The sequence below is a fragment of the Dactylosporangium salmoneum genome (assembly GCF_039532525.1).
GTDB classification, from domain to species: domain Bacteria; phylum Actinomycetota; class Actinomycetes; order Mycobacteriales; family Micromonosporaceae; genus Dactylosporangium; species Dactylosporangium salmoneum.
The window spans coordinates 1-26839 of sequence record NZ_BAAARV010000025.1; the positions used below are offsets into that span (position 1 = coordinate 1).

The following is a 26839-nucleotide window of genomic DNA, read 5'->3' on the forward strand; positions in this document are numbered from 1 at the left end:
CCAGCAGCAGCGTGCCCGCGGCGGCCGAGGCACGCAGGGCGGCGGGGTCCAGCCGGGCGGCGACCGCGGTCGGCCGGCCGGTGGACAGCGCCGCGTCGAACAGCGCCACGCCCTCGGCGGGGTCCAGCGCGACGAAGCCGGCCCGGTGCATCCGGCTCTGGTCGGCCCGGTCGAGGTGGGCGGTCATGCCGGTGGTGTGGCCCCACAGGCCCCAGGCCAGGGAGACGGCCGGGCGGCCGCCGGCCCGGCGGTGCTCGGCGAGCGCGTCCAGGAACGCGTTGGCGGCCGCGTAGCCGGCCTGGCCGGGGCTGCCGAGCGTGGCCGTGGACGAGAACAGCACGAAGTGCTCGACGTCCCCGGCGAGCCGGTGCAGGTGCCAGGCGGCATCGAGCTTGGGGCGCAGGACCGTCTCGACCTGCGCCGGGGTGAGGTTGGCGACGACGGCGTCGTCCAGGGCGCCGGCGGCGTGGACGACCGCGGCGACCGGGTGCTCGGCCAGCACTGCGGCCAGGGCGTCGGGGTCGGCGGCGTCGGCGGCGACCAGGACCACCTCGGCGCCGAGCGCGGTCAGCTCCTCGCGCAGCCGCGCCGCACCCGGGGCACTCGGGCCTTGGCGGCTCAGGAGCAGCACCCGACGTACACCTTGGGCAATCAGATGCCGGGTCACGTGGGCGCCGATCGCGCCGGTGCCGCCGGTGACGAGGACGGTGCCGCCGGGGCGGAAGGCGACGGGCTCGCCGGGGGCGCGGCGGGCCAGGCGGGGGACGTAGGCGCGGCCGTCGCGGATCGCGGCCTGCGGCTCGTCGGGCAGGTGCGGCACGGGCGCGCCGGGGGCGTCGAGGTCGACCAGCGCGAAGCGGTTCGGGTGCTCGGCCTGCGCGGCCCGGACCAGACCCCAGATCGGCGCGGTGGCCAGGTCCGGGAGCTCGCCCGGGCGGGCCGCGACGGCGCCGTGGGTGGCGATGACGAGCCGCTGCTGCGGCGGGTGGTCCTCGGCGAGCCAGCGCTGCACCACCTCGAGCACCTCGCCGACGACCGCCCGGACCGTCTCGGTCGGCGGACCCGGCGGGGCGGTCACCCGATGGAGCACGGCGTCCGGATCCGCCTCGGCGGGCACCGGGCCGGCGTCGACCCAGTCCAGGCCGAACAGGGCGTCGGCCGGACCGGTGGGGCGCAGCCGTTCGGCGTCGACCGGGCGGGTCAGCAGCCGGTCGATGGTGACGACCGGGTCCCCGGCCGGGTCGGTGGCCAGCAGCGCGACCGCGTCCGGGCCGGCTGGCGAGAGGCGGACCCGCAGCGCGGTGGCGCCGGTGGCGTGCAGCGCGACGCCGGTCCACGCGAACGGGAGCCGGAGGTCCTCGGACGAGGTCAGCAGGGCGACGGTGTGCAGGGCGGCGTCGAGCAGGGCCGGGTGGATGCCGAAGCCGGCCGGGTCGAGCCCGTTCGGCAGGGCCACCTCGGCGTGGACGGTCTCGCCGTCCCGCCACGCGGCGCGCAGGCCCTGGAACGCCGGGCCGTACTCGTACCCGAGCGCGGCATACCGCGGATACAGCTCCTCCACCGGGATCGGCTCGGCCCCCGGCGGCGGCCAGGCGTCCAGCCGTGCGACCGGTCCGGAGCGGGCGGCGGTGAGGGTGCCGGCGGCGTACCGGGTCCACGGCGGAGGGTCGATGACGTCGGGCCGGGCGTGGACGCTGACCGGCCTGCCGCCGCCGGTATCCGGGCCGACCACGATCTGCAGCTGCTGGGCCTGGCGGTCCAGGACCAGCGGGTGGTCGATCGCCAGGTCCTCCAGGTGCGGCAGGCCCAGCCGGGCGCCGGCGTGCAGGGCCAGCTCCACGTGGGTGGTCCCGGGCAGCAGCACCGACCCGGCGACGGCGTGGTCGGCCAGCCACGGATGCGGTCCGACCCCCAGCCGCCCGGTGAACACGGTGGTCGAGGCGTCGTCGGCCAGGTCGACCGCATCGGCCAGCAGCGGGTGGTCGAGGCCGGTCGTCCCGCCGCCGCCCGTCGGGGCGTCCAGCCAGTACCGCCGCCGCTGGAACGCATAGGTCGGCACCTCCGCCGGCCGGTGCGCCGTCTCCCAGCGCACCGGCAGCCCGGCCACCCAGGCCTCGGCGAGGGCGGTCAGGAAGCGCCGCGGCCCGGGCTCCTGGCGGCGCAGCGTGCCGAGCGCGACCGCGGGCGCCCCGACCTCCTCGATGATGTCCTGCAGCGGGCCGGTGAGCACCGGGTGCGGGCTCACCTCGACGAAGGCGAGGTGGCCGGCCTCGACCAGCGCGCGGGCGGTCTCCTCGAAGCGGACCGGCCGGCGCAGGTTCTCGAACCAGTAGCCCGCGTCGAGCTCGGTCCCGTCCAGCGGCCCGGCGGTCACGGTGGAGTGGAACGCGATGCCGGCGTGGCCCGGCCGGACCGTGGCGAGCCGCTCGGCCAGCGTCTCCCGCAGCCCGTCGACGTGCGGGCTGTGCGAGGCGACGGTCGAGGGCACCAGCCGGGCCCGGATCCCGTCGGCCTCGCACGCCGCGACGAAGGCCTCGACGGCGGCGAGGTCGCCGGCGACCGCGCAGGCGTTCGGACCGTTGCGACCGGCGATGGTCAGGCCCTCGCCCAGGCGCGCCTCGACCTTGCCGGCGCCGAGGGCGACCGAGGCGATCGCGCCGCGACCGGCCATGTGCTCGGCGAAGAGACGGCTGCGCACGGCGATCAGCCGGGCCGCGTCGGCGAGGGAGATGGCGCCGGCCACGTGGGCGGCGGCGATCTCGCCCTGGGAGTGGCCGATCACCGCGGCCGGCGTGACGCCGCGGGCCTGCCACATCCGGGTCAGCCCGATCATGACCGAGAAGGTCAGGGGCTGGAGGACGTCGATGCGCTCCGGGGACGGGGTGCCGGCGGCCCCGCGCAGCACGTCGGCCGGCGACCAGTCGATGTGCGGGGCCAGGGCCTCGGCGCACTCGTCGATCGCGGCGGCGAACTCCGGGGAGGCGTCGAGCAGGTCGGCCGCCATCCCGGCCCACTGCGAGCCCTGGCCGGGGTAGACGAACACCACCCCGCCGGCGGCCCGGGCGGACCCGGCGACCACGGCGGGGTCCGGCCGGTCGGCGGCGAGCGCGTCGAGGCCGGCCGCCAACTCCTCGGCCGTCTCCCCGACGACCGCGGCCCGCGGCGCGAACCGGGCCCGAGCGGCGAGCGTGCCGGCCACGGCGGCGGGGTCGAGGCCGGGCCGGGTGCGGAGGTGGTCGCGCAGCCGTGCGGCCTGCGCCCGGATCGCCTCCGGGGTCCGCGCCGACAGCGGCAGCGCCACCGGCCCCCCGCGCGGCTGCTCGGGCGCCTCGGCCTCGAAGGACTCGACGATCACGTGAGCGTTGGTCCCGCTCACGCCGAACGAGGAGACCGCGGCCCGGCGCGGGCGCCCGGCCTCCGGCCACGGCACCGGATCGGTCAGCAGCGACACCGCGCCGGAGGCCCAGTCGACGTGCGGCGAGGGGGCGTCGACGTGCAGGGTGCGAGGTATCGTCGGCCGGCGCAGCGTCATGATCATCTTGATCAGGCCGGCCACGCCCGCCGCGGCCTGGGTGTGCCCGATGTTCGACTTGAGCGAGCCGAGGTACAGCGGCCGGTCGGAGGGCCGGTCCTGGCCGTAGGTGGCCAGCAGCGCCTGCGCCTCGATCGGGTCGCCGAGCGTTGTGCCGGTGCCGTGCGCCTCGACGACGTCCACATCGGACGGTCGCAGCCGGGCGTCGGCGAGCGCCTGGCGGATCACCCGCTGCTGTGCGGGCCCGTTCGGGGCGGTGAGCTGGCTGCTCTTGCCGTCCTGGTTGACCGCGGACCCGCGCAGCACGGCCAGCACCGGGTGGCCGCGCCGCTGCGCGTCCGACAGCCGCTCGACCAGCAGCAGCCCGGCCCCCTCGCTCCAGGCGGTGCCGTCGGCGGCGGCCGCGAAGGGCTTGCACCGCCCGTCGAAGGACAGCGCGCGCTGCTTGCTGAACTCGGTGAACACCACCGGGGTGGCCATCACCGTCACGCCGCCGGCCAGCGCCAGGTCGCACTCGCCGCGCCGCAGCGCGTGGGCCGCCTCGTGCAGGGTCACCAGCGACGAGGAGCAGGCGGTGTCGACGGTGATCGCCGGTCCTTCGAGGCCGAACGTGTACGCCACCCGCCCGGAGGCGACGCTGGCCGCGCTGCCGTTGCCGAGGTACCCCTCGTACCCCTCCAGCGGCCGGTCGCGGTGCAGCAGCCGGCCCCCGTAGTCGCCGTAGATGACGCCGACGTACACGCCGGTCGGGCTGCCCCGCAGGCCGGTCGGGTCGATCCCGGCCCGCTCGAACGCCTCCCAGGCCAGCTCGAGCAGCAGCCGCTGCTGCGGGTCGGTCGCCAGGGCCTCGCGGGGGCTCATCCCGAAGAGCTCGGCGTCGAACTGGTCGGCGTCGTAGAGGAACCCGCCCTGCAGCGTGTAGCTGGTGCCGGGCCGGTCCGGGTCGGGGTCGTAGAGGTCGTCGACCGGCCAGCCGCGGCCGGTGGGGAAGTCGCCGATCGCGTCGGTGCCGGCGTCGACGAGGTCCCACAGCTCCTCGGGAGAGCGCACCCCGCCGGGGAAGCGGCAGCTCATGCCGACGATCGCGATCGGCTCCTGGTCCCGGGCCTCGGCCTCGCGCAGCCGCTTGCGCGCGTCGTGCAGGTCGGCGGTGACCCGCTTGAGGTACTCCCGCAGCTTGTCCTCGTTGGCCATGCGGCGTCAGCTCCCCGTCCCGAGCTCGTTGTCGATGAAGTCGAAGATCTCGTCGTCGGTGGCGTCGCCGAGGTCCACCTGGTCCGGCCCCGCGGCGCCGGCCGGGCCGGCGAGGCGGGCCAGCATGTCCTGCAGCCGCCGGGTCAGCGCGGCCCGCAGCTCGGGATCGGCGTCGGCGGCCACCAGCGTCGCCTCCAGCTCGTCGAGGCTGCCCGGGGCCGGCCGAGCTGGGGGCGCCACCTGGCTCAGCAGGTACTTCCCGAGATCCCCCGGCGTCGGATAGTCGAACAGCAGGGTCGCCGGCAGCCGCAGCCCCGTCGCCGCCCCCAGCCGGTTGCGGAACTCCACCGCGGTGAGCGAGTCGAAGCCCATCTCCAGGAAGCCGCGCCCGTCCTCCAGCGCCTCGCCGCCGGCCAGCCCCAGCACGACCACGGCGTGCTCGCGGATCAGCGTCCGGATCGCCTCGGCGGCCTGCTCGGCACCCAGCCCGGCCAGCCCGGACACGGGAGCGGCACTCGCGGCCCGCCGCGCGGGGGCGCGGACCAGCCCGCGGAAGAGCGCCGGCAGCAGCCCGTCCTCGGCCTGGGCCCGCAGCGCGGCCCGGTCCAGCGCGGCCGGCACCATGGCCGGCCGATCCGTCGCCAGCGCCGCGTCGAACAGGGCCAGGCCCCGCTCGGCCGGCAGCGGCAGGATCCCGGTCCGGCTCATCCGGGCCCGGTCGGCCGCGTCCAGGTGCTCGCCCATCGCGCCGGCCTGCTCCCACAGCCCCCACGCCAGCGAGACGGCGGGAAGGCCCCGCACGCGCCGGTGTGCGGCGAGCGCGTCGAGGAACGCGTTGGCGGCGGCGTAGTTGGCCTGCCCGGCGTTGCCGAGCGCGGCGGTGGAGGAGAACAGCACGAACGTCTCGACGTCGCCGGCCAGCCGGTGCAGGTGCCAGGCGGCGTCGGCCTTCGGGCGCAGGACCGTCTCCAGGTGGGCCGCGGTCAGGTTCGGCACGGTCGCGTCGTCGAGCACGCCGGCGGCGTGGACGACGGCGGTGAGCGGGTGCTCGGGCGGTATCGCGGCCAGCAGCGCGGCGAGGGCCTCGGGGTCGGCGGCGTCGCAGGCGGCGATGGTCACCGTGGCGCCGAGCGCCTCCAGCTCCTCGCGCAGCCGGTCCGTGCCCGGCGCCTCGGGGCCCTTGCGGCCGGCCAGGAGGAGGTGCCGCACGCCGTACGCCTCGGCCAGGTGACGGGCGACGAGGGAGCCGATCATGCCGGTCCCGCCGGTGATGAGCGCGGTGCCGGCCGGGTTCAGGGGCTTCCGTCCGGGCGGCGCGGCCAGCGGGGCCAGGCGGGGCGCGTAGGCGACGCCCCCGCGCACGGCCAGCTGCGGTTCGTCCTCGCTCCACAGTGGACCTCCGGAGTCGTCCACGTCGACCAGCGCGAGGCGGCCCGGGTTCTCCGCCTGCGCGGCCCGGATCAGCCCCCAGACGGGCGCGGCGGCCGGTTCCGGCGCCTCCCCGGGGCGCACCGCGACCGCGCCGCGGGTGACGACGACCAGCCGCCGGCCGGCCGACTCGTCGTCGGTCAGCCACTCCTGGACCTTTTCCAGGACCCCGGCAACGGTACGGCGAGCAGCCTCCGGAGCCTCCCCGCCGCTGAGCGGCACGTCCCAGAGCACCGTGTCCGCCGCGGGAACGCCGGCGGCCTGGACCTCGACCCACTCCAGTACGTAGAGCCCGTCGCTCCCGCCCGTGCGCCGCAGCTGCCCGACGTCCACGGGCCGGATCGCGAGGCCGTCCACCGTGGCCACCGGCGCGCCGGCCGCGTCCGCGACGGTCAGCGCGGCCGAGTCCGGCCCGGTCGCGGCCAGCCGCACCCGCAGCGTGGTGGCCCCGGTCGCGTGCAGGGTCACGCCGCTCCAGGCGAAGGGCAGCCGGACCACGGACGTGTCGGAGCCGTCGGTCAGCGCCATGGTGTGCAGCGCGGCGTCCAGCAGCGCCGGGTGGATGCCGAACGTTCCCGGGCCGACCTCGTCGGGCAGGGCCACCTCGGCGTAGACGTCGTCGCCCTTCCGCCAGGCGGCGCGCAGGCCCTGGAAGGCCGGGCCGTACTCGTACCCGTCCGCGGCCAGCCGCCCGTAGAACCCGTCGAGCCCGATCGGCTCGGCCCCCGAGGGTGGCCACGCGTCCAGCCGCCCGCCGCTCCCGGCCTCGGCTTTGGTGAGCAGGCCGGCGGCGTGCCGGGTCCACGGCTCGGGCTCGCCGGTGTCCGGCCGCGAGTGGATGGTGACCGGCCGCCCGCCCGCCGCCTCCGGCCCGACGACCACCTGGACCTGCCGGGCCCGCCGGTCCAGCACGAGCGGGCTGTCGAGGGTCAGGTCGGCCAGGTGCGGCCGGTCGGCGTGCGCCCCGGCGTGCAGGGCCAGCTCGACGAAGCCGGTGCCGGGCAGCAGCACGGTCCCGGCGACCGCGTGGTCGGCCAGCCACGGCTGGCCGCCCGGCGACAGCCGCCCGGTGAACACGGTCGTGTCGCCGTCGGCGAGGTCGACCGCCGGGCCGAGCACCGGGTGACCGCCCGCGATCGGCCGCTCGGCCGCCACGGTGACGTCCGGCCAGTACCGGCGCCGCTGGAACGGGTACGTCGGCAGGTCCACCCGCCGCCCCGGCCGGTTCCATCGGACGGGGAGCCCGTGCGTCCACGCCTGGGCGAGCGAGGCCAGGAACCGCCGCGGGCCCGGCTCGTCGCGCCGCAGCGTGCCCAGCGCGACCGCCCGCTCGCTGCCCGCGTCGTCGAAGATCTCCTGCAGCGCGGCGGTGAGCACCGGGTGCGGGCTCACCTCGACGAAGGTGTGGTACCCGTCGTCGAGCATCGCCCGGATCGCCGGGTCGAAGCGCACCGGCAGGTGCACGTTGTCGAACCAGTACTCCACGCCGAGCCGGTCGCCGGCGAGCGGCCCGGCGGTCACCGTCGAGTAGAACGGCACGTCGCCCGGCCGCGGTCGCACCGGGGCGAGCAGCTGGTTCAGCCGCTCCCGCAGCGGCACCACCATGTCGGTGTGCGACGGGATCGAGACGGGCACGATGCGGGCCGTGATGCCGTCGGCCGCGCACTCGGCCACGAACCGTTCGACGGCCGGCAGCGGCCCGGCGACCGTGCACGCGTGCGGGCCGTTGTACCCGGCGACGGCCAGCTCGGCGTCCCCGATGCGGTCCAGCGCCCGCTCCACGGGGAGCCGGACCGAGACGATCGCGCCCCGCCCGACCATGGTCTCGGCGTAGACCCGGCTGCGCAGCGCGACCGCGCGCGCGGCGTCGGGCAGCGACAGGATCCCGGCCGCGCAGGCGGCGGCGATCTCGCCCTGCGAGTGACCGACCACGGCGGCGGGCTCGATGCCGTGCGCCCGCCAGAGCGCGGTCAGAGCCATCATGACCGAGAAGAGGACCGGCTGCAGTACCTCGATCCGCTCCAGCGACGGCGCGCCCGGCTCGTCGCGCAGCACGGCGGCGAGATCCCAGTCGACGAAGGGCGCGAACGCCTCGGCGCAGCGGCCGATCGCCGCGGCGAACACCGGCGATGCGTCGAGCAGGTCGGCGCCCATGCGCACCCACTGGGAGCCCTGCCCGGGGTACACGAACACGATCCGCCCCGGGTCCGCGGCCACGCCGGCCTCCAGCTGGGCCAGGCCGTCCAGCAGCTCCGTGCGGTCCGCCCCGATTGCCACGGCCCGGTGCTCGAAGGCGGTCCGCGCGGTCGCCAGGGTGTGGCCAACGTCGGCCGGGTCCAGGTCGTCCCGCTCGCCCAGCAGCGCCCCGAGCCGCCCGGCCTGCTCCCGCAGCGCCGCGGCGGTCCGGGCCGACAGCGGCCAGGCGTGCAGCCCGTCCTCCGGCGCCGCGGCCGGGGCCGCGACGGGGGCGGCGGCCGGCTCCTCGATGATGACGTGGGCGTTGGTCCCGCTCATGCCGAATGACGAGACCCCGGCCCGGCGCGGGTGCCCGTTCGCCGCCCACGGCACCGGCTCGGCGAGCAGCGCGACCGCGCCCGAGCCCCAGTCGACCCGGGGCGTCGGCGCCTCCACGTGCAGGGTCCGGGGCAGGCGCGCGTGGCGCATCGCCATGACCATCTTGATGATCCCGCCGACGCCGGCCGCGCCCTGGGTGTGCCCGATGTTCGACTTGAGCGAGCCCAGCCACAGCGGTCGGTCCGCCGGCCGGTCCCGCCCGTACGTCGCCAGCAGCGCCTGCGCCTCGATCGGGTCGCCCAGCGACGTGCCGGTGCCGTGCGCCTCGACCGCGTCCACGTCGGACGGGCCGAGCCGGGCGTTGGCCAGGGCCTGCCGGATAACCAGCTCCTGGGCTGGGCCGCTCGGCGCGGTCAGGCCGTTGGAGGCGCCGTCCTGGTTGACGGCCGAGCCGCGCAGCACGGCCAGCACCGGGTGCCCGTTGCGCCGCGCGTCGCCGAGCCGCTCGACCAGCAGCAGCCCGATGCCCTCGGCGAAGCCGGTCCCGTCCGCGTCGGCCGCGAAGGCCCGGCACCGCCCGTCCGGCGACAGCGCCCGCTGGCGGCTGAACTCCACGAACGCGCCGGGCGAGGCCATCACCGTGACCCCGCCGGCCAGCGCCAGCGAGCACTCGCCCTGCCGCAGCGACTGGGCCGCCAGGTGCAGCGCGACGAGCGACGACGAGCACGCCGTGTCGACCGTGACCGCCGGGCCGCGCAGGCCGAGGGTGTAGGCGATGCGGCCGGTGGCGATGCTGGCCGCGCTGCCGGTGTCGAGGTGGCCTTCGAGGCCGTCGGCGGCGCCGGCGATGCGGTAGCGGTAGTCGTTGTACACCACGCCCACGAACACCCCGGTGTCGCTGCCGCGCAGCGAGTCCGGCGCGATCCCGCCCCGCTCCAGGGCCTCCCAGGTCGTCTCCAGCAGCAGCCGGTGCTGCGGGTCGATGGCCACCGCCTCGCGCGGGCTGATGCCGAAGAACGCCGGGTCGAAGCGGTGGGCGTCGTGCAGGAAGCCGCCGCGGCGGGTGTAGGAGGTGCCGGCCCGCTCGGGGTCGGGGTCGTAGAGCGCGTCCACGTCCCAGCCGCGGTCGGCCGGGAAGTCCGAGGTCGCGTCGACGCCGCCGGCGACCAGCCGCCAGAGATCCTCCGGCGAGGTCACGCCGCCGGGGTACCGGCAGCTCATCGCCACGATCGCGATCGGCTCGTCGGCCGCGAACGCGGTCGCCACCGGCGCCTGCGCGCGCTCGCGGCCGAGCAGGAGGTCGCGCACGTGCTCGGCCAGGCCGGCCGGCGCCGGGTGGTCGAAGAGCAGCGTGGCCGGCAGCCGCAGGCCGGTCGCCTCGGCCAGGCGGTTGCGCAGCGCCACCGCGGTCAGCGAGTCGAAGCCCAGCTCCTTGAACGAGCGGGCGGTGTCGACGCCGGCCGGGTCGGGGTGGCCGAGCACGACGGCCAGGTGGCGGCGGACCAGATCGAGGACCAGGTGGCGCTGGTCGGCCGGGGCCAGCCCGGCCAGCCGCTCGGCCAGCGGCAGGTCCACGTTCCCGGGCTCGGCCCGCCTGTGGGCCGGCAGGACCAGCACGACGGTTCCGGGCCGGCGCCGTGCGAGGGCGGCCGGGAAGTCGTACGCCTCCGGCGATGCGATCAGCACGAGCCGGGCGTCGGCCGGGGTCTCCTCGAGCCGCCGCCTGGTCGCTCCGGGGTCCGCGGGCTCGACGTGCAGGACCACGTCGCCGGGGGCCGGCGGCACGGTCGCCCGCACCAGGCGGGGCACCATCGGCGCGCCGTCGCGGATCGCGAGCCGGTCCTCGCCCGGCACCAGGACCGGGGGCGCCTGCTCCGGGCCGTCCACGTCGACCAGCAGGAACCGGCCGGGGTGCTCGGCCTGGGCCGCGCGGATCACGCCCCACACGAGCGCGGCGTCCGGGTCGGGCCGCTCGGCCGCCACCGCCCCGCGGGTGACGACGGCCAGGCGCGAACCGGCGAACCGCCCGTCGGCCAGCCAGGCCCGCACCGCCTCCCGGGCGGTGCCGGGCTGGCCCGCGTTCGGGAGCAGCACCAGACCGGGCACCTCGGCCAGGGCGGCCAGGGCCGCGGCCGGGTCGTCCGGGTCGAGCGTGGCGTGGGCCGGCAGCGGCAGCGGTCCTCCGGGCGCCGGCACCCACTCGGGCTCGAACAGCGCGACGGTCAGGCGGTGCAGCTCCTCGGCGGTGAGCGGGCGGAACGTCAGCTCCGCCACCACGATCCCGCCGGCCCGCCTGCGCGCGCCCCGCAGCGTGGCGGCCATCGGCGGCCCGTCGGGGGTGGCGACCCTTCGGTCAAGTTGGTCCTCGGCGGTTTCCAGAGCCGGATTCGGTACGTCCACCGCCTCGCCGAGCCAACCCTCCGCGTGCGCCGCCCACGGGCCGTCGTCCTCGCGGGAATGGACGGCGAACGTGCGGCGGCCACCCTCCCCGGGCGCCCCGATCGTGGCGCGCACGCTCACCTCGCGGTCGTCCGGCGCGAGCGCCCCGCGGACGGTCAGCTCCTCGACGCCCTCGCACCCGGTCTGCTCGGCGGCGTGCAGCGCCAGCCCGATGAGCGCGGCCGCGGACAGGGCGTCGGCCGCCGGGCGGCCGGTGAGGACGATCTGGCCGTCGGCGAGCTCGACGGCGGAGGGGAGGAGCGGGTGGCCGGTGGGGCGCTGGCCGATGTGCCGCGGGTCGGCCGCGCCGGCCGGCGGGTTGAGCCAGTAGCCGCGGCGCTGGAACGGGTACGTGGGCAGGTCGACGTGCCGGCCGCTCACCCGGTGCCGCAGGCCGAGCCCGGCGAGCGCGCCGAGCAGGGCGAGGTCTTCGGGCTGTCTCGGGTTGAGCGTGGCCGCGGTGGTACCGGTGTCGATGTGGGTGGTAAGGGCGGTGCTTGGGCCGAGTTCGAGGTACCTGGTGACCCCGTGCCCGTGCAGCTGTTCGACGCCGTTGCGGAACTGGACGGTCTGTCGTGCGTGCCGTGCCCAGTAGTGGCCGTCGATGTGTTCGCCGGTGAGATTGGCGATCAGCGTTGTGTGCGGCTCGTGGTGCGGCATTGCGGAGGCGATGTGGTCGAGCTGTTCGAGGATGGGGTCGATGCGATGGGAGTGGAATGCATGTGAAACGTCGAGGCTGGTTGCCTTGCGTCCTTGCGCTTTGAACCGCTGGACGACTGCCTCGACGTTGTTCCGGTCGCCGGAGATGACGGTGCTGGTCGGGCTGTTGACTGCGGCGATGCTGACGGTGTTGTCGTCGATTTCGTCTGGGGTGGCCTGGATGGCGGCCATCGCTCCGCCGGCGGGCAGGTCTTGCATGAGCCGGGCCCGGGCGAGGAGGAGTCGGCAGGCGTCGGGCAGGGTCAGGATGCCCGCGAGGTATGCGCCCGCGATTTCGCCGACCGAATGTCCGAGCAGGTAGTCCGGTGTGATGCCGAAGGTGTCCCGCAGGAGGTGGTGCAGGGCGATCTGGAGGGTGAAGAGGCTGGTCTGGGTGTAGAGGGTCTGGTTGAGCAGGTGGGTTTGCTCGCCCCACATGATGTCGTGCATCGGTAGGTCGAGGTGCCCGGCGATGGTGTCGAACGCGGCCGCGAAGTCCGGGTACGTCGTGTAGAGGCCGTGGCCCATGCCCGCGTGCTGGGCGCCCTGACCCGGCAGCAGGAATGCGAGCTTGCCGTGGGGCTCGGGGGTGTGGGTGGTAATGAGGTTCAGCGCGGGACGGTCGTCGGTGAGGGCCTCGAGCCCGGCGCGGAGGTCGTCGGTGGTGTGGCCGACGACGGTGGCGTGGTGCTCGAACGCGGCCCGGCTGCCGAGCGTCGCGGCGATGTCGGCGGGGTTGTGGTCCAGGCTCCCCAGCAGGCGCCGGCCGAGGTCGCGGAGCGCGCCACGGCTTCGGGCCGAGAGGCGCCACGACAGCGGGGCCGCGGCCGGCGTCTCGGACCCGTCCGCGGCCGGTGCCTCCTCGACGATGATGTGGGCGTTGGTGCCCGACAGGCCGAAGGACGAGACGCCGGCCCGTCGCGGGCGGTCCGTGCGGGGCCAGGGCGCGGGCTCGGTCAGGAGCGCGACGTTGCCGGCGGTCCAGTCGACGTGGGTGGTGGGCTGGTCGACGTGGAGGGTCTTGGGCAGTAGGTCGTGGTTGAGGGCCAGGATCATCTTCATGGCGCCGGCCACGCCCGCGGCGGCCTGGGTGTGGCCCAGGTTGGACTTGACGGAGCCGAGGCGCAGCGGCTCGGGCCGGTCGGCGCCGTAGGTGGCGAGCACCGCCTGGGCCTCGATCGGGTCGCCGAGCGTGGTGCCGGTGCCGTGGGCCTCCACCGCATCCACGTCGGACGGTCGCAGGCCGGCGTTCGCCAGGGCCTGGTTGATGACCCGCTGCTGGGACGGGCCGTTGGGGGCGGTGAGGCCGTTGGAGGCGCCGTCCTGATTGGTCGCCGTGCCGCGGATGACGGCCAGGATCGTGCGGCCGTCGCGGCGGGCGTCGGAGAGCTTCTGCAGCAGGAGCAGGCCGGTGCCCTCCGAGAAGCCGGTGCCGTCGGCGGCGTCGGCGAAGGGTTTGCAGCGGCCGTCGGGGGCGAGGCCTTGTTGGCGGGTGAACTCGGTGAAGACGGTCGGTGCGGCCATGACCGTGGTGCCGCCGGCCAGGGCCAGGGTGCACTCGCCGCTGCGGAGGGCCTGAGCGGCCAGGTGGATCGCGGTCAGCGACGACGAGCATGCCGTGTCGACGGTGACGGCCGGGCCCTGGAGGCCGTAGGTGTAGGCGATGCGCCCGGAGGCGATGCTGGGTGCCGAGCCGTTGGCCAGGTACCCCTCGTAGTCGTCGAGCGGCCGGTCGGCGTGGACCAGGCGGGCGCCGTAGTCGCTGTACATCACGCCGAGGAACACGCCGGTCGGGCTGTTGTGCAGCGAGCGCGGGTCGATGCCCGCGTGCTCGAAGGCCTCCCAGCTGCTCTCCAGCAGGATGCGCTGCTGCGGGTCCATGGCCGCGGCCTCGCGGGGGTTGATGCCGAAGAAGTCGGCGTCGAACTGGTCCGCGTCGTGGATGAAGCCGCCGTGCCTGGTGTGGGACCGCCCGCCGTCGAGGAGGTCGTCGAGGTTCCAGCCGCGGCCGGTGGGGAAGTCGCCGATGGCGTCTCCGCCCTCGGCCAGGAGTTGCCAGAGCTGGTCCGGGGTGTGGATGCCGCCCGGGAAGCGGCAGGCCATCCCGATGACCGCGATCGGCTCGTCGGTGGCGGCGCGCCGCTCGACCGCCGCCCGGGGCGCCTGGCGGTCCAGCAGATGGGCGGCGAGCGCCGCCGGGGTGGGGAAGTCGAAGACCAGAGTGGCGGGGAGGCGTTGGCCGGTGGCGGTCTGGAGGCGGTTGCGCAGTTCGACGGCGGTGAGGGAGTCGAAGCCGAGGTCCTTGAAGGCGCGGGCGGCGTCGATGTGTTCGGTGCCGGTGTGGCCGAGCACGGCGGCGACCGAGGCGCGGACCAGGGCCAGCGCCGCGTCCGGGGTCGCCCAGTCGGCCGTTGCGGCGGTGGTCGCGCGGCGGGCCGGGGCGCGGACCAGACCGCGCAGGATCGGCGGCAGCGCGCCGTCGCCGGCCAGCTCGCGCAGGGCGGGCGGGCTGAGCCGGGCCGCCACGACGGTGTCGCGGCCCGCGCCGAGCGCCGCGTCGAAGAGGGCGAGGGCCTGCGCGGCCGGCATCGCGAGGATGCCCTCGCGGTCCAGCCGGGCCACGTCCGCGTCGCCGAGGTGCCCGGTCATGCCGCTGACCTGCTCCCACCGGCCCCAGGCGATGGCCACGCCCGGCCGCCCGGCCGCCCGGCGCCGCGCGGCGATGGCCTCCAGCCCGGCGTTGGCCGCCGCGTAGTTGGCCTGCCCGGGCGTGCCCAGCGTGCCGGCCACGGACGAGAAGAGCACGAACGCGGCCAGGGGCCGGTCGGCGGTCAGCTCGTCCAGGTGCCTCGCGGCGTCGAGCTTCGGCCGCAGTACCGCATCCAGCCGCCCCGGCGTGAGGTTGTCGAGGGTCGCGTCGTCGAGCACGCCGGCCGCGTGGACGACCGCGGTGACCGGGTGCGCCTCCAGCAGCGCGGCCAGCGCGTCGCGGTCGCCCACGTCGCACGCGGCCACGGTGACGTCCGCCCCGAGCGCCGTCAGCTCGTCGCGCAGCTCGGCGGCCCCGTCCGCCGCCGGGCCGCTCCGGCTCGTCAGGAGCAGCCGGCGCAGCCCGTGCGCGGTCACCAGGTGCCGGGCCACGTGCGCCCCGGCCATCCCGGTGCCGCCGGTGACCAGCACCACGCCGTCGGTCTCGATGGTGGCGGGCGCCGGGGCGATCCGGACCAGCCGCGGCCGGAGCGTCACCCCGTCCCGGACGGCGAGCTGCGGCTCACCGTCGGCCAGCACCACGCCGTCGCCCGTCGGCAGGCCGGCGCCTGCGGACAGTTCAGCGCCTGCGGACAGTTCAGCGCCTGCGGACAGTTCAGCGCCTGCGGAAAGTTCAGCGCCGGTGCGCAGGTCGGCGCCAGCGGACAGTTCAGTGCTTGTGGGCAGGTCGGTGCCGGCGTGCAGGTGGGTGCCCGCGGGCAGGTCGAGCAGCACGAACCGGTTCGGATGCTCGCTCTGCGCGGAGCGGACCAGCCCCCACCCGGCCGCGAGATCCGGGTCCGGCGCCTCCCCGGCGCGCACCGCGACCGCGCCCGCGCCGACCAGCACCAGCCGCGCGGCCGCGAACCGCGGCTCGCCCAGCCACTCCCGCAACAGCCCGAGCACCCCCGCGGGCGCGGCGGGCAGCGGTGCGAACACGGTCCCCGGCACCGGCTCGGCCGCGGCGAGGGCCCGCAGGTCCGCGTACCGCGCGGCCCCCGCCAACTCGAGGCCGAGCGCCGCGACCGGGCCGGCGATCGGCGCGCCCGCCACCGGCTCCCAGTCCACGCCGAAGAGCGCGTCCCGGTGCGGGTCCCCGGCGAGGCCCAGCCGCCCGGCGTCGACCGCCCGCACCGCGAGCGACCCGACCGTCGCCACCGGCCGCCCGTCGCCGTCGGCGAGGTCGAGCGTGACGGTGCCGTCGGCGTTGCGGGCCAGCCGCACCCGCAGCGAGGTGGCCCCGCGCGCGTGCAGCACCACGCCGCCCCACGCGAACGGCAGGTCCACCCCGCCGTCGTCGGCCCGGTCGAGGTGCACGACGTGGAGGGCGGCGTCGAGGAGGGCGGGGTGCAGCCCGTACCCGCCGGCGTCCAGGCCCTCGGGCAACCGCACCTCGGCGTGCACCACGTCCCCGGCCCGCCAGGCCGCCCGCAGTCCCTGGAACGTCTCCCCGTACCCGTACCCGCGGTCGGCCAGCCGCTCGTACAGCTCGTCCAGCTCGACCGCCTCCCCGGCGGGCGGCCAGGCGCCGGCCCACGGCTCCGGTTCGGCTGCCCCTTCGCCCAGGAGCCCGCTGGCGTGCCGGGTCCAGAAGGCGTGGTCGTCGCCGTCCGGCCGCGAGAAGATCTCGACCTGCCCGTCGTCGCCGAGGATGACCTGGAGCCGTACCGGGGCCTGCTCGGGCAGCGTGAGCGGGGCGTGCAGGGTCAGCTCGTCGACCCGATCCCGCCCGGCGCGCGCCCCCGCCGCGAGGGCCAGCTCGGTGAACGCGGCCCCCGGCAGCAGCGCCGTCCCGTGCACCGCATGGTCGCCCAGCCACGGGTGGCGGCCGAGCGACACGACGCTGGTGAACACGGTCTGGCGCTGCTCCGCGATCTGGTCGCCCGCCCCGAGCAGCGGATGCCCGGAGTCCCCGGCCCCGGCGGAGGCGTTGAGCCAGTACCGCCGGTACTCGAACGGATACCCCGGCAGCTCGGTATGCGCCCCGCCAACCCGCCAGTCGACCTTGAGTCCGGCGATGTCGGCGTGCCCGAGTGAGGTGCGGAACTGCCGGAGTCCGGGTTCGTTGCGTCGGAGTGTTGGTATGGCTCGTGCGTCGGGAAGCGTTTCGCTGACTCCGATGGTGAGCACGGGGTGTGGGCTGACTTCGACGAAGATGGTGTGTCCGGTGAGTGCTTCGAGGGTGTCGCGGAACCGGACGGGGTGTCTGAGGTTGTCGTACCAGTAGTCGGCGTCGAGCAGGAGATGGTCGATGGGTTCGCCGGTGAGTGTCGAGTAGATCGGTATGTTGCCGGTCTGGGGTGTGATGTCGGTGAGGTCGGTGAGGATCTGGTCGCGGAGTGCTTCGACGTGTGGGGTGTGTGAGGCGTAGTCGACGTCGATGCGGCGTCCGGGCATTTGGTCGAGGGCTTCGAGTGTCCCGGCGACGACGGTGGTGGTCGGGCTGTTGTACGCGGCGATCCAGGCCCCGTCGGGCAGCTTGACCTGGTCGGCGGGAAGTTGGATGGACTGCATGCCGCCGGTTCCGGCGAGCCGGGTCAACGCGCGGGCGCGGAGTGCGACGACTCGTGCGGCGTCGTCGAGGGTGAGCGCGCCGGCGATGTGTGCGGCGGCGATTTCGCCTTGTGAGTGGCCGATGACGGCGTCGGGTTCGATTCCGTGGGCTTGCCAGAGCCGGGCAAGGCTGACCATGACCGCGAACAACGTCGGCTGGACGACGTCGACGGGTTCGGTGGCGTCGAGCGAGATGGTGACGTAGGGGGCGAGGGCTTCGGCGCAGGCTCGGTACGCGGCGGCGAAGACCGGGGAGGTCTCCAGCAGGTCTGCGGCCATGCCGGACCACTGGGATCCCTGGCCGGGGAAGACGAAGACGGTTTTGCCGGAGGGTGCCGCCACTCCCTGGACGACGTTGGGTGCCGGTTGGCCGGAGCCGAGCGCGCGTAGACCCGAACGCAGCTCGTCCAGGTCGTCGCCGATGACCACGGCCCGGTGTTCGAGGCGTCCCCGCTTGGCCAGGGTGTGCGCCGCATCGGCCGGGTCGGCGTCCGTTTCGCAGAGTTGCCGGGCCGAGGCGCGCAGGGCGGGTTCGGTGCGGGCCGACAGGAGCCAGGGGAACGGGCCCTCGAACGACGCCGCGGCATCCGGCGCCGGGGGTTCCTCGATGATGACGTGGGCGTTGGTGCCGCTGATGCCGAAGGCCGAGACACCGGCTCGCCGCGGGCGGTCGCCGTCGGCGGGCCACGGCACCGGCTCGGTCAGCAGGGACACGTGCCCGGCGGACCAGTCGACGTGCGGGGTCGGCTCGTCGGCGTGCAGCGTCCTCGGCAGGCTCTCGTGGCGCAGCGCCATGACCATCTTGATGACGCCGCCGACGCCGGCGGCGGCCTGCGTGTGTCCGAGGTTGGACTTGAGCGAGCCGAGCCGGAGGGGTTCGTTGCCCGAGCGCTGGCCGTAGGTGGCCAGGAGGGCCTGCGCCTCGATGGGGTCGCCCAGGGTGGTGCCGGTGCCGTGTGCCTCGACGGCGTCGACGTCGGACGGCTGGAGGCCGGCGTTGGCGAGGGCCTGGGCGATGACGCGCTGCTGGGAGGGGCCGTTGGGGGCGGTCAGGCCGTTGGAGGCGCCGTCCTGGTTGACGGCCGAGCCGCGGAGCACGGCGAGAATCGGGTGGCCGGCGCGCCGGGCGTCGGAGAGGCGCTGCAGGAGGAGCAGGCCGGCGCCCTCGGCCCAGCCGGTGCCGTCCGCGCCGGCGCCGAAAGGCTTGCAGCGGCCGTCGGGGGCCAGGCCGCGCTGGCGGGAGAAGGCGATGAACATGCCCGGGGTGGCCATGACCGTGACGCCGCCGGCCAGCGCCAGGTCGCACTCGCCCTGGCGCAGCGACTGGGCGGCCAGGTGCAGGGCGACCAGCGAGGACGAGCAGGCGGTGTCGATGGTGACGGCCGGCCCCTCGAGGCCGAACGTGTACGCCAGCCGCCCGGACGCGACGCTGCCGGTGCCGCCGGTGGGCAGGTACCCCTCGTAGCCGTCGCCCGGCCGGTCCAGCAGCCGCTGGCCGTAGTCCTGGTAGATCACGCCGGTGAAGACGCCGGTCGGGGTGCGGCGCAGCGAGGCGGGATCGATCCCGGCCCGCTCGAAGGCCTCCCACGCCGTCTCCAGCAGCAGCCGGTGCTGCGGGTCGGTCGCCTGCGCCTCGCGCGGGCTCAGCCCGAAGAAGCCGGCGTCGAACGCGGCCGCGTCGTGCAGGAAGCCACCCGCCCGGGCGTACAGCGTGCCCGGGTGGTCGGGGTCGGGATCGTAGAGCCGGTCCAGGTCCCAGCCGCGATCGGAGGGGAACTCGCCGATCGCGTCGCCGCCGGAGTCGACCAGGCGCCAGAGGTCCTCCGGGGTGCGGACGCCGCCGGGGTACCGGCAGGCCATGGCCACAATGGCGATCGGCTCGTCGAGCGCGGTGCGGGCCCGGGCGGCCACCGGCGCGGGCGCGGCCCCGGCGATCTGCTCGACCATGAACGCGGACAGCGCCAGCGGCGTCGGATAGTCGAAGACGAGCGTGGCCGGCAGCCGCAGCCCGGTGGCCGCCGCGAGCCGCCCGCGCAGCTCGACCGCGGTCAGCGAGTCGAAGCCCAGCTCCTTGAAGGGGCGCGGCTCCGGCACGGCCTCCTCGCCGGCCAGCCCGAGCACGGTCGCGGCCTGGGCCCGCACCAGCGCGAGCACCTGCCGCTCCCGGTCCGCGGGCGGCAGCGCCGACAGCACCCGGGCCCAGGACGAGCCGCCGTCGCCGGCCTCGGCCGCCCACCGCGCGGGCGCGCGCACCAGCCCGCGCATCAGCGGCGGCAGCGCACCGGCCGCGGCCTGCGCCCGCAGCGCCGGCAGGTCCAGCCGCATCGGCACGGTCACCGCGGCGCCGGACTGGAGCGCGGCGTCGAACAGGGCGAGCCCCTGCTCCGCGGGCAGCGGCGCGACGCCGGCCCGTCCCAGCCGCGCCCGGTCGGCGTCGCTCAGCCGCCCGGTCAGGCCGCTGTCCGGCGCCCACAGCCCCCACGCCAGCGACACGGCCGGGTGTCCGAGGGCCCGGCGGTGCTCGGCGAGGGCGTCGAGGTACGCGTTGGCGGCGGCGTAGCCCGCCTGCCCCGCGGTGCCGAGCGTGCCGGCCGCCGAGGAGAAGAGGATGAAGTGGTCGAGCTCCCCGGCCAGCTCGTGCAGGTGCCGGGCGGCCTCGGCCTTGGGCCGCAGCACGGTTTCGAGCCGCTGCGGGGTGAGGCTGCCGAACGGCGCGTCGTCCAGCACCCCGGCCGCGTGCACGACCGCCGAGACCGGGTGCGCGTCCAGCAGCGCGGCGAGCGCCGCGCGGTCGCCCACGTCGCACGCCGCCACCGTGACGTCCGCCCCGAGCGCGGCCAGCTCGGCTCGCAGCCGCTCGGCCCCGGGCGCGTCCGGCCCCCGGCGGCTGGTCAGCAGGAGGCGCCGGACGCCGTGTACCGCCACGAGATGCCGCGCCAGCAGGCCACCCAGCGTGCCGGTGCCCCCGGTGATCAGTACCGTGCCGCGGGACCCGATCGGCACGCCCGGCGCGGCGTCGCCGGCCACTCGGGCCAACCGGGGCACGTACGCCGAGCCGCCGCGGACCGCCACCTGGGGCTCGCCCGGCGGCAGCGGTGGCAGCTCGGAGTCGTCCAGGTCGACCAGCACGATGCGGCCCGGGTGCTCGGTCTGGGCCGAGCGGACCAGGCCCCAGATCGGGGCCAGCCGCAGGTCGGGCGGGCCGTCCAGGGCGACCGCCCGCCGGGTCACCACGGCCAGGCGGCGCTCGGCATTGGCGTCGTCGGCCAGCCACGCCCGCACCACCTCGAGCGCGGCCGGCAGCGAGTCGGGAGCCGCGACCACCAGGTCGCGGGCGGCCGGCAGCGCGTCGGGGGTCGCGACCACCAGGTCCGGCTCCGGCGCGTCGCCGGGCGGCACGGGCGTCCACTCCACGCGGTACAGCGGCGGCGCCCCGGCACCGGCCGGCCGCAGGGCCAGCGACGCCAGGCTCAGCACCGGTGTGCCGTCCGGGTCGGCGAGCGTCAGGGCGACCGCGTTCGGCCCGGCCGGCGCGAGCCGGGCCCGCAGCCGTGACCCGGCAGTCCCGTGCCGCCGCAGGCCGGACCAGGCGAAGGGCAGCAGCGCGCGGTCCGGCTCCCACATGACGCCGACGACCGCGTGGAGCGCGGCGTCCAGGAGCGCCGGGTGGATGCCGAAGCCGCCGGTCGAGGCCTCGGCCGGGAGGCTCACCTCGGCGTAGACCTCGTCGCCCAGCCGCCAGGCTGCCCGCAGGCCCTGGAAGACCGGGCCGTAGCCGTACCCGGCGGCGGCCAGCCGGTCGTAGAGGTCGTCCACGGGCACCGGCACCGCTCCCGGCGGCGGCCACTCGCCGAGTGGCTCCCCGGCGCCCGCCGGTGCGGCGTCGAGCGTCCCGGTCGCGTGCGTGGTCCAGTCGTCGGCGCCGTCGGGCCGCCCGTGGATGCTGAAGCGCCCCGCGTCCTCGACGATGACCTGCAGCCGCACCGCGCCGCGGTCCGGCAGCACCAGTGGCGCCTCCAGGGTGAGGTCGGCGACCCGGGCGTGGCCGGTCTGCTCGGCGGCGGCGAGGGCGAGCTCGGCGAACGCGGCCCCCGGCAGCAGCACGGTCTCGTCGACGGCGTGGTCGGCCAGCCATGGAAGGTTGTCGAGCGACACCCTGGCCGCGAACACGGTCTGCTGCTGGTCCGCGATCTCGGTCGCCACCCCGAGCAGGGGATGGTGCCCGGCGGTGGTCGAGGCGTTGAGCCAGTACCGCCGATGCTCGAACGGATACCCCGGCAGCTCGGTATGCGCCCCGCCAACCCGCCAGTCGACCTTGAGTCCGGCGATGTCGGCGTGCCCGAGTGAGGTGCGGAACTGCCGGAGTCCGGGTTCGTTGCGTCGGAGTGTTGGTATGGCTCGTGCGTCGGGAAGCGTTTCGCTGACTCCGATGGTGAGCACCGGGTGCGGGCTGACTTCGACGAAGATGGTGTGTCCGGTGAGTGCTTCGAGGGTGTCGCGGAACCGGACGGGGTGTCTGAGGTTGTCGTACCAGTAGTCGGCGTCGAGCAGGAGATGGTCGGTCGGTTCGCCGCTGAGTGTCGAGTAGAACGGTATGTTCCCGGTCTGCGGTGTGATGTCGGCGAGGTCGGCGAGGATCTGGTCGCGGAGCGCTTCGACGTGTGGGGTGTGTGAGGCGTAGTCGACGTCGATGCGGCGTCCGGGCATTTGGTCGAGGGCTTCGAGTGTCCCGGCGACGACGGTGGTGGTCGGGCTGTTGTACGCGGCGATCCAGGCCCCGTCGGGCAGCTCGACCTGGTCGGCGGGAAGTTGGATGGACTGCATGCCGCCGGTTCCGGCGAGCCGGGTCAACGCGCGGGCCCGGAGCGCGACGACTCGTGCGGCGTCGTCGAGGGTCAGCGCACCGGCGATGTGTGCGGCCGCGATCTCGCCTTGTGAGTGGCCGATGACCGCGTCGGGTTCGACTCCGTGGGCCTGCCAGAGCCGGGCGAGGCTGACCATGACCGCGAACAACGTGGGTTGGACGACGTCGACCGGTTCGGTGGCGTCGAGCGAGATGGTCACGTAGGGGGCGAGGGCTTCGGCGCAGGCTCGGTACGCGGCGGCGAAGACCGGGGAGGTCTCCAGCAGGTCTGCGGCCATGCCGGACCACTGGGATCCCTGGCCGGGGAAGACGAAGACCGTCTTGCCGGCCGGGGCGGCCGCTCCCTGGATGAGGTTCGGCGCCGACCGGCCGGAAGCGAGCGCGTCGACACCGAAGCGCAGCTCGTCCAGGTCGTCGCCGATGACCACGGCCCGGTGCTCCAGGCGCGCCCGCTGGGCCAGGGTGCGAGCCGCGTCGGCGGGGTCGACGTCCACCGGCGCGAGCTGGCGGGCCAGTGAGCGCAGGGCGGGTTCGGTGCGGGCCGACAGGAACCACGGGAACGGGCCCTCGGAACGCGCCGCGGCATCGGACGGCGGGGGCTCCTCGATGATGACGTGGGCGTTGGTGCCGCTGATGCCGAACGACGAGACCCCGGCGCGGCGCGGGCGGTCGCCGTCGGCGGGCCACGGCACCGGCTCGGTCAGCAGGGACACGCTCCCGGCCGACCAGTCGACGTGCGGGCTGGGCGCGTCGGTGTGCAGCTGGGCGGGCAGCAGGTCGTGGCGCAGGGCCATGACCATCTTGATGACCCCGGCCACGCCCGCGGCGGCCTGGGTGTGGCCGATGTTCGACTTGATCGAGCCGAGGTGGAGTGGTTCGGTGCGGTCCTGGCCGTAGGTGGCCAGGAGGGCTTGGGCCTCGATGGGGTCGCCGAGGGTGGTGCCGGTGCCGTGTGCCTCGACGGCGTCGACGTCGGACGGGCGGAGGCCGGCGTTGGCGAGGGCCTGGTTGATGACGCGTTGCTGGGAGGGGCCGTTGGGGGCGGTGAGGCCGTTGGAGGCGCCGTCCTGGTTGACGGCCGACCCGCGCAGCACCGCCAGGATCGTGCGGCCGGCCCGGCGGGCGTCGGACAGGCGCTGCAGGACCAGCAGGCCGGCGCCCTCGCTCCAGGCGGTGCCGTCGGCCGCGGCGGCGAAGGGCTTGCAGCGGCCGTCCGGCGCCAGGCCGCCCTGCCGGGTGAACTCGGTGAACAGGCCCGGGGCGGCCATCACCGTCACGCCGCCGGCCAGCGCCACCTCGCACTCGCCCTGACGCAGCGACTGGGCGGCCAGGTGCAGGGCGACCAGCGAGGACGAGCAGGCGGTGTCGACCGTGACCGCCGGGCCCTGCAGGCCGAAGCTGTAGGCGACGCGGCCGGAGACCACGCTCGTCGTGTTGCCGGTGAGGAGGTAGCCGTCGGCGCCCGGCGCGCCCTCGTGCAGCCTCGGGCCGTACTCCTGCGGGATCGTGCCGACGAAGACCCCGGCCGGGCGGCCGCGCAGCGTCGCGGGGTCGATCCCGGCCCGCTCGAAGGCCTCCCACGCGGTCTCCAGCACGACCCGCTGCTGTGGGTCCATCGCCGCCGCCTCGCGCGGGCTGATGCCGAAGAAGGCGGGGTCGAAGCCGTCGGCGTCGTAGAGGAAGCCGCCGCGGTCGGTGGCGCAGGAGTCCCGCAGCGCGTCGAGGTCCCAGCCGCGGTTGGCGGGAAACGGGCCGATCGCGTCGGCGCCGCCGGAGACCAGCCGCCAGAGGTCCTCCGGGGAGCGTACGTCGCCGGGAAAGCGGCAGGCCATGCCGACGATCGCGATCGGCTCGCCGGTCGGGACCGCCGCCACCGCGACCGGCGCCGGGCGGTTGGCAGCGCCGGCCAGCAGGTCGCGCACGTGGCCGGCGAGCGCCTCGGGGGTCGGATGGTCGAACAGCGCCGTGGCCGTCAGTGGCAGGCCGGTCGCGGCACGCAGCCGGGTGACCAGCTCGACCGCGGTCAGCGAGTCGAAGCCGAGGTCCCGGAACGGCAGCGCAATGTCCACCCGGCCGGCCGAGTCGTGCCCCAAGGTGACGGCCACGTGCGCGCGGACCGTGGCCAGCGCGTCGAGGTCTTCCGCCGCCGGTCGCACCGGCGCGTCCGAGGCGGCCGGAGCGTCCGCGGCGGCCGGAGCGTCCGCGGCGGCGGGCGCGTCGCCGAGCCAGTACCGGCGGCGCTGGAACGCGTACGTGGGCAGGGGAGCCCGCGGGGCCGGGCCGCCGCCGTTGACCGCGGCCCAGTCGACCGGCACGCCGTGCGCGTGGAGGTGCCCGAGCGCGGCCAGCAGGGTCACGGGCTCGGGGCGGTCCGGGCGCATGGCCGCGGCGATCGCCGGGGTGCCGGTCAGGCCGTCGCGGGCCATCGCGCTCAGCGCGCCGTCCGGCCCGAGCTCGAGGTACGCCGCCGTGCCCGCCGCCTCCATCCACCGCAGGCAGTCGTGGAACCGCACCGTGCCGCGGACGTTGGCCACCCAGTGCTCCGGGGTGCACAGCTGCTCGGCCCCGGCCGGACCGCCGGTGACGGTCGAGACCACCTGGATGGCCGGCGGCCGGAAGGTCAGCCCCTCCGCCACCCGCCGGTACTCCGCCAGCATCCCGTCGGTGTGCGGCGAGTGCCCGGCCACCGTCACCCGGATCCGCTTGGTGCGCCGGCCCTCGGCGGCGAACCCGGCGGCGATCTCCTCGGCCGCGTCCGCGTCGCCGGAGATGACCACCGACTGCGGGGCGTTCACGCCGCCGATGCTCACCGCGCCGCCGTGCTCGGCGATCGCGGCGGCGACCTCCTCCTCGGTGGCCTGCACGGCGATCATCGCGCCGCCGGTCGGCAGCGTGCCCATGAGCCGGCCGCGGGCCGCGATGAGGGTGCAGGCGTCGGCGAGGTCTAGCACGCCGGCCGCGTGCGCGACGGCCACCTCGCCGGCCGAGTGGCCGATCAGCCGGTCCGGCCGCACCCCGAACGACTCGACCAGCCGGAACAGCGCCACCTCGAGCGCGAACACGGCCGGCTGCGTGTACGGCGTCTCGTGCAGCAGCGGGGAGCCGCCCCACAGCAGCCGTCGCAGCGGGAGGTCCAGCAGCGGGTCGAGGTGCGCGCAGACGTCGTCGAGGGCGGCGGCGAAGGCCGGGTACGCCTCGTACAGCTCGCGGCCCATGCCGTCGCGCTGGCTGCCCAGGCCGGGGAAGAGCACGGCCAGCCCGCCGCCGGTCGCGCGGCCCTGCACCAGCTGGGTCGCCGGTTCGCCGGAGGCCAGCGCGGCCAGCCCGCGCAGCGCGTCCTCGCGGCCGGCGCCGACGACGACGGCCCGGTCGGCGAAGAGCGTGCGGGACGCGACCAGGGACCGGGCCACGCCGGCGAGGTCGAGGTCCGGCCGCTCGGCGAGGTGCCCGGCCAGCCGGGCGCCCTGCCCGCGCAGCGCCTCGGCGTCGCGCGCCGACAGGACCAGGGCCAGCGCGGGCGGCGCGGCCGGGTCAGGGGACGCGGTGGGCGGGCCGTCGAACGAGGACAGCACGAGATGGCAGTTCGTGCCGCCCATGCCGAAGGAGCTCACGCCGGCCAGCAGCGCTCCGCCGGGCCGGGGCCACGGTCCGTGCGCGGTGCGCACCCGCAGGCCCAGCGCGGACAGCGGGATCGCCGGGTTGGGCGTGTCGTAGTGCAGCGACGGCGGCAGCTCCCGATGGCTGATGCTCAGCGCCGCCTTGAGCAGGCCGACGATGCCGGCCGCGCCCTCCAGGTGCCCGACGTTGGTCTTGGCCGAGCCGACCAGCAGCGCGTCCGCCTCGCCCCGGCCCGCGCCCAGCGTGGCGCCCAGGGCCGCCGCCTCGATCGGGTCGCCGACGCGGGTGCCCGTGCCGTGCAGCTCGACGTACTGCACGTCGGCCGGTGCGACGCCGGCGCGGTCGTAGGCGCTGCGCAGTACCGCGGCCTGGGCATCGGGGCTGGGGACGGTGAAGCCGTCGGTGGCGCCGTCGTTGTTGACCGCGTTGCCGCGGATGACGCAGTAGATCCGGTCGCCGGCCGCCACGGCGTCGGCAAGGGGCTTCAGCACGACCAGGCCGCCGCCCTCGCCGCGCACGTAGCCGTTGGCCCGGGCGTCGAAGGTGAAGCAGCGCCCGTCCGGCGACAGCCCGCCGAAGCGCTCCACGCCGACCGTGGCGTCCGCGACGAGGTTGAGGTTCACGCCGCCGGCCAGGGCGACGTCCGACTCCCCGCTGCGCAGGCTCTCGCAGGCCAGGTGCACCGCGACCAGCGACGAGGACTGGGCGGCGTCGACGGTCAGGCTCGGGCCGTGCAGGCCGAAGAGGTACGACAACCGGTTGGCCAGCATGCCGCGGTGCAGCCCGGTCATCGTGTGCGGCGTGATGCCCCGCAGGCCCTCGCGCTGCGACAGCGTGGCGTAGTCCCAGGCGATCGCCCCGACGAAGACGCCCGTGCGGCTGCCACCGAGGGCGGCCGGCACGATCGCGGCGTCCTCCAGCGCCTCCCAGGCCAGCTCCAGCAGGAGCCGCTGCTGGGGGTCCATGGCCACGGCCTCGCGCGGCGCGATGCGGAAGAAGTCCGCGTCGAAGCCGTCGATGCGGTCCAGGAAGCCGCCGCGGCGGACCGTGGCGCCGTCCCACCGGCCGGCGGGCGCTTCGGTGATCGCGTCGACGCCGTCGCGCAGCAGCCGCCAGAACGCCTCCGGGTCGGGTGCCTGGGGCAGTCGGCAGGACAGGCCGACCACGGCGATCGGGTCGGCCTGCCGCCGGTAGCGGTCCGCGGGGTTCCGCTCGGGCTCGCTGCTCATGGGCCTCGCGTGCCTCCTCGC

General features: G+C 76.2%; 1 protein-coding gene and 1 pseudogene. Both read right to left on the reverse strand.

Going from position 1 to position 26839, the window contains the following annotated elements:
- Window positions 1–4714, reverse strand: a pseudogene (locus ABD352_RS15785) (SDR family NAD(P)-dependent oxidoreductase); the annotation flags it as partial.
- Between the two features lie 18 nt (window positions 4715–4732).
- Entirely contained in the window at window positions 4733–26818 is a 22086-nt protein-coding gene (locus tag ABD352_RS15790) for an SDR family NAD(P)-dependent oxidoreductase (protein WP_344613113.1), read from the reverse strand.
- Window positions 26819–26839 lie beyond the last annotated feature (21 nt).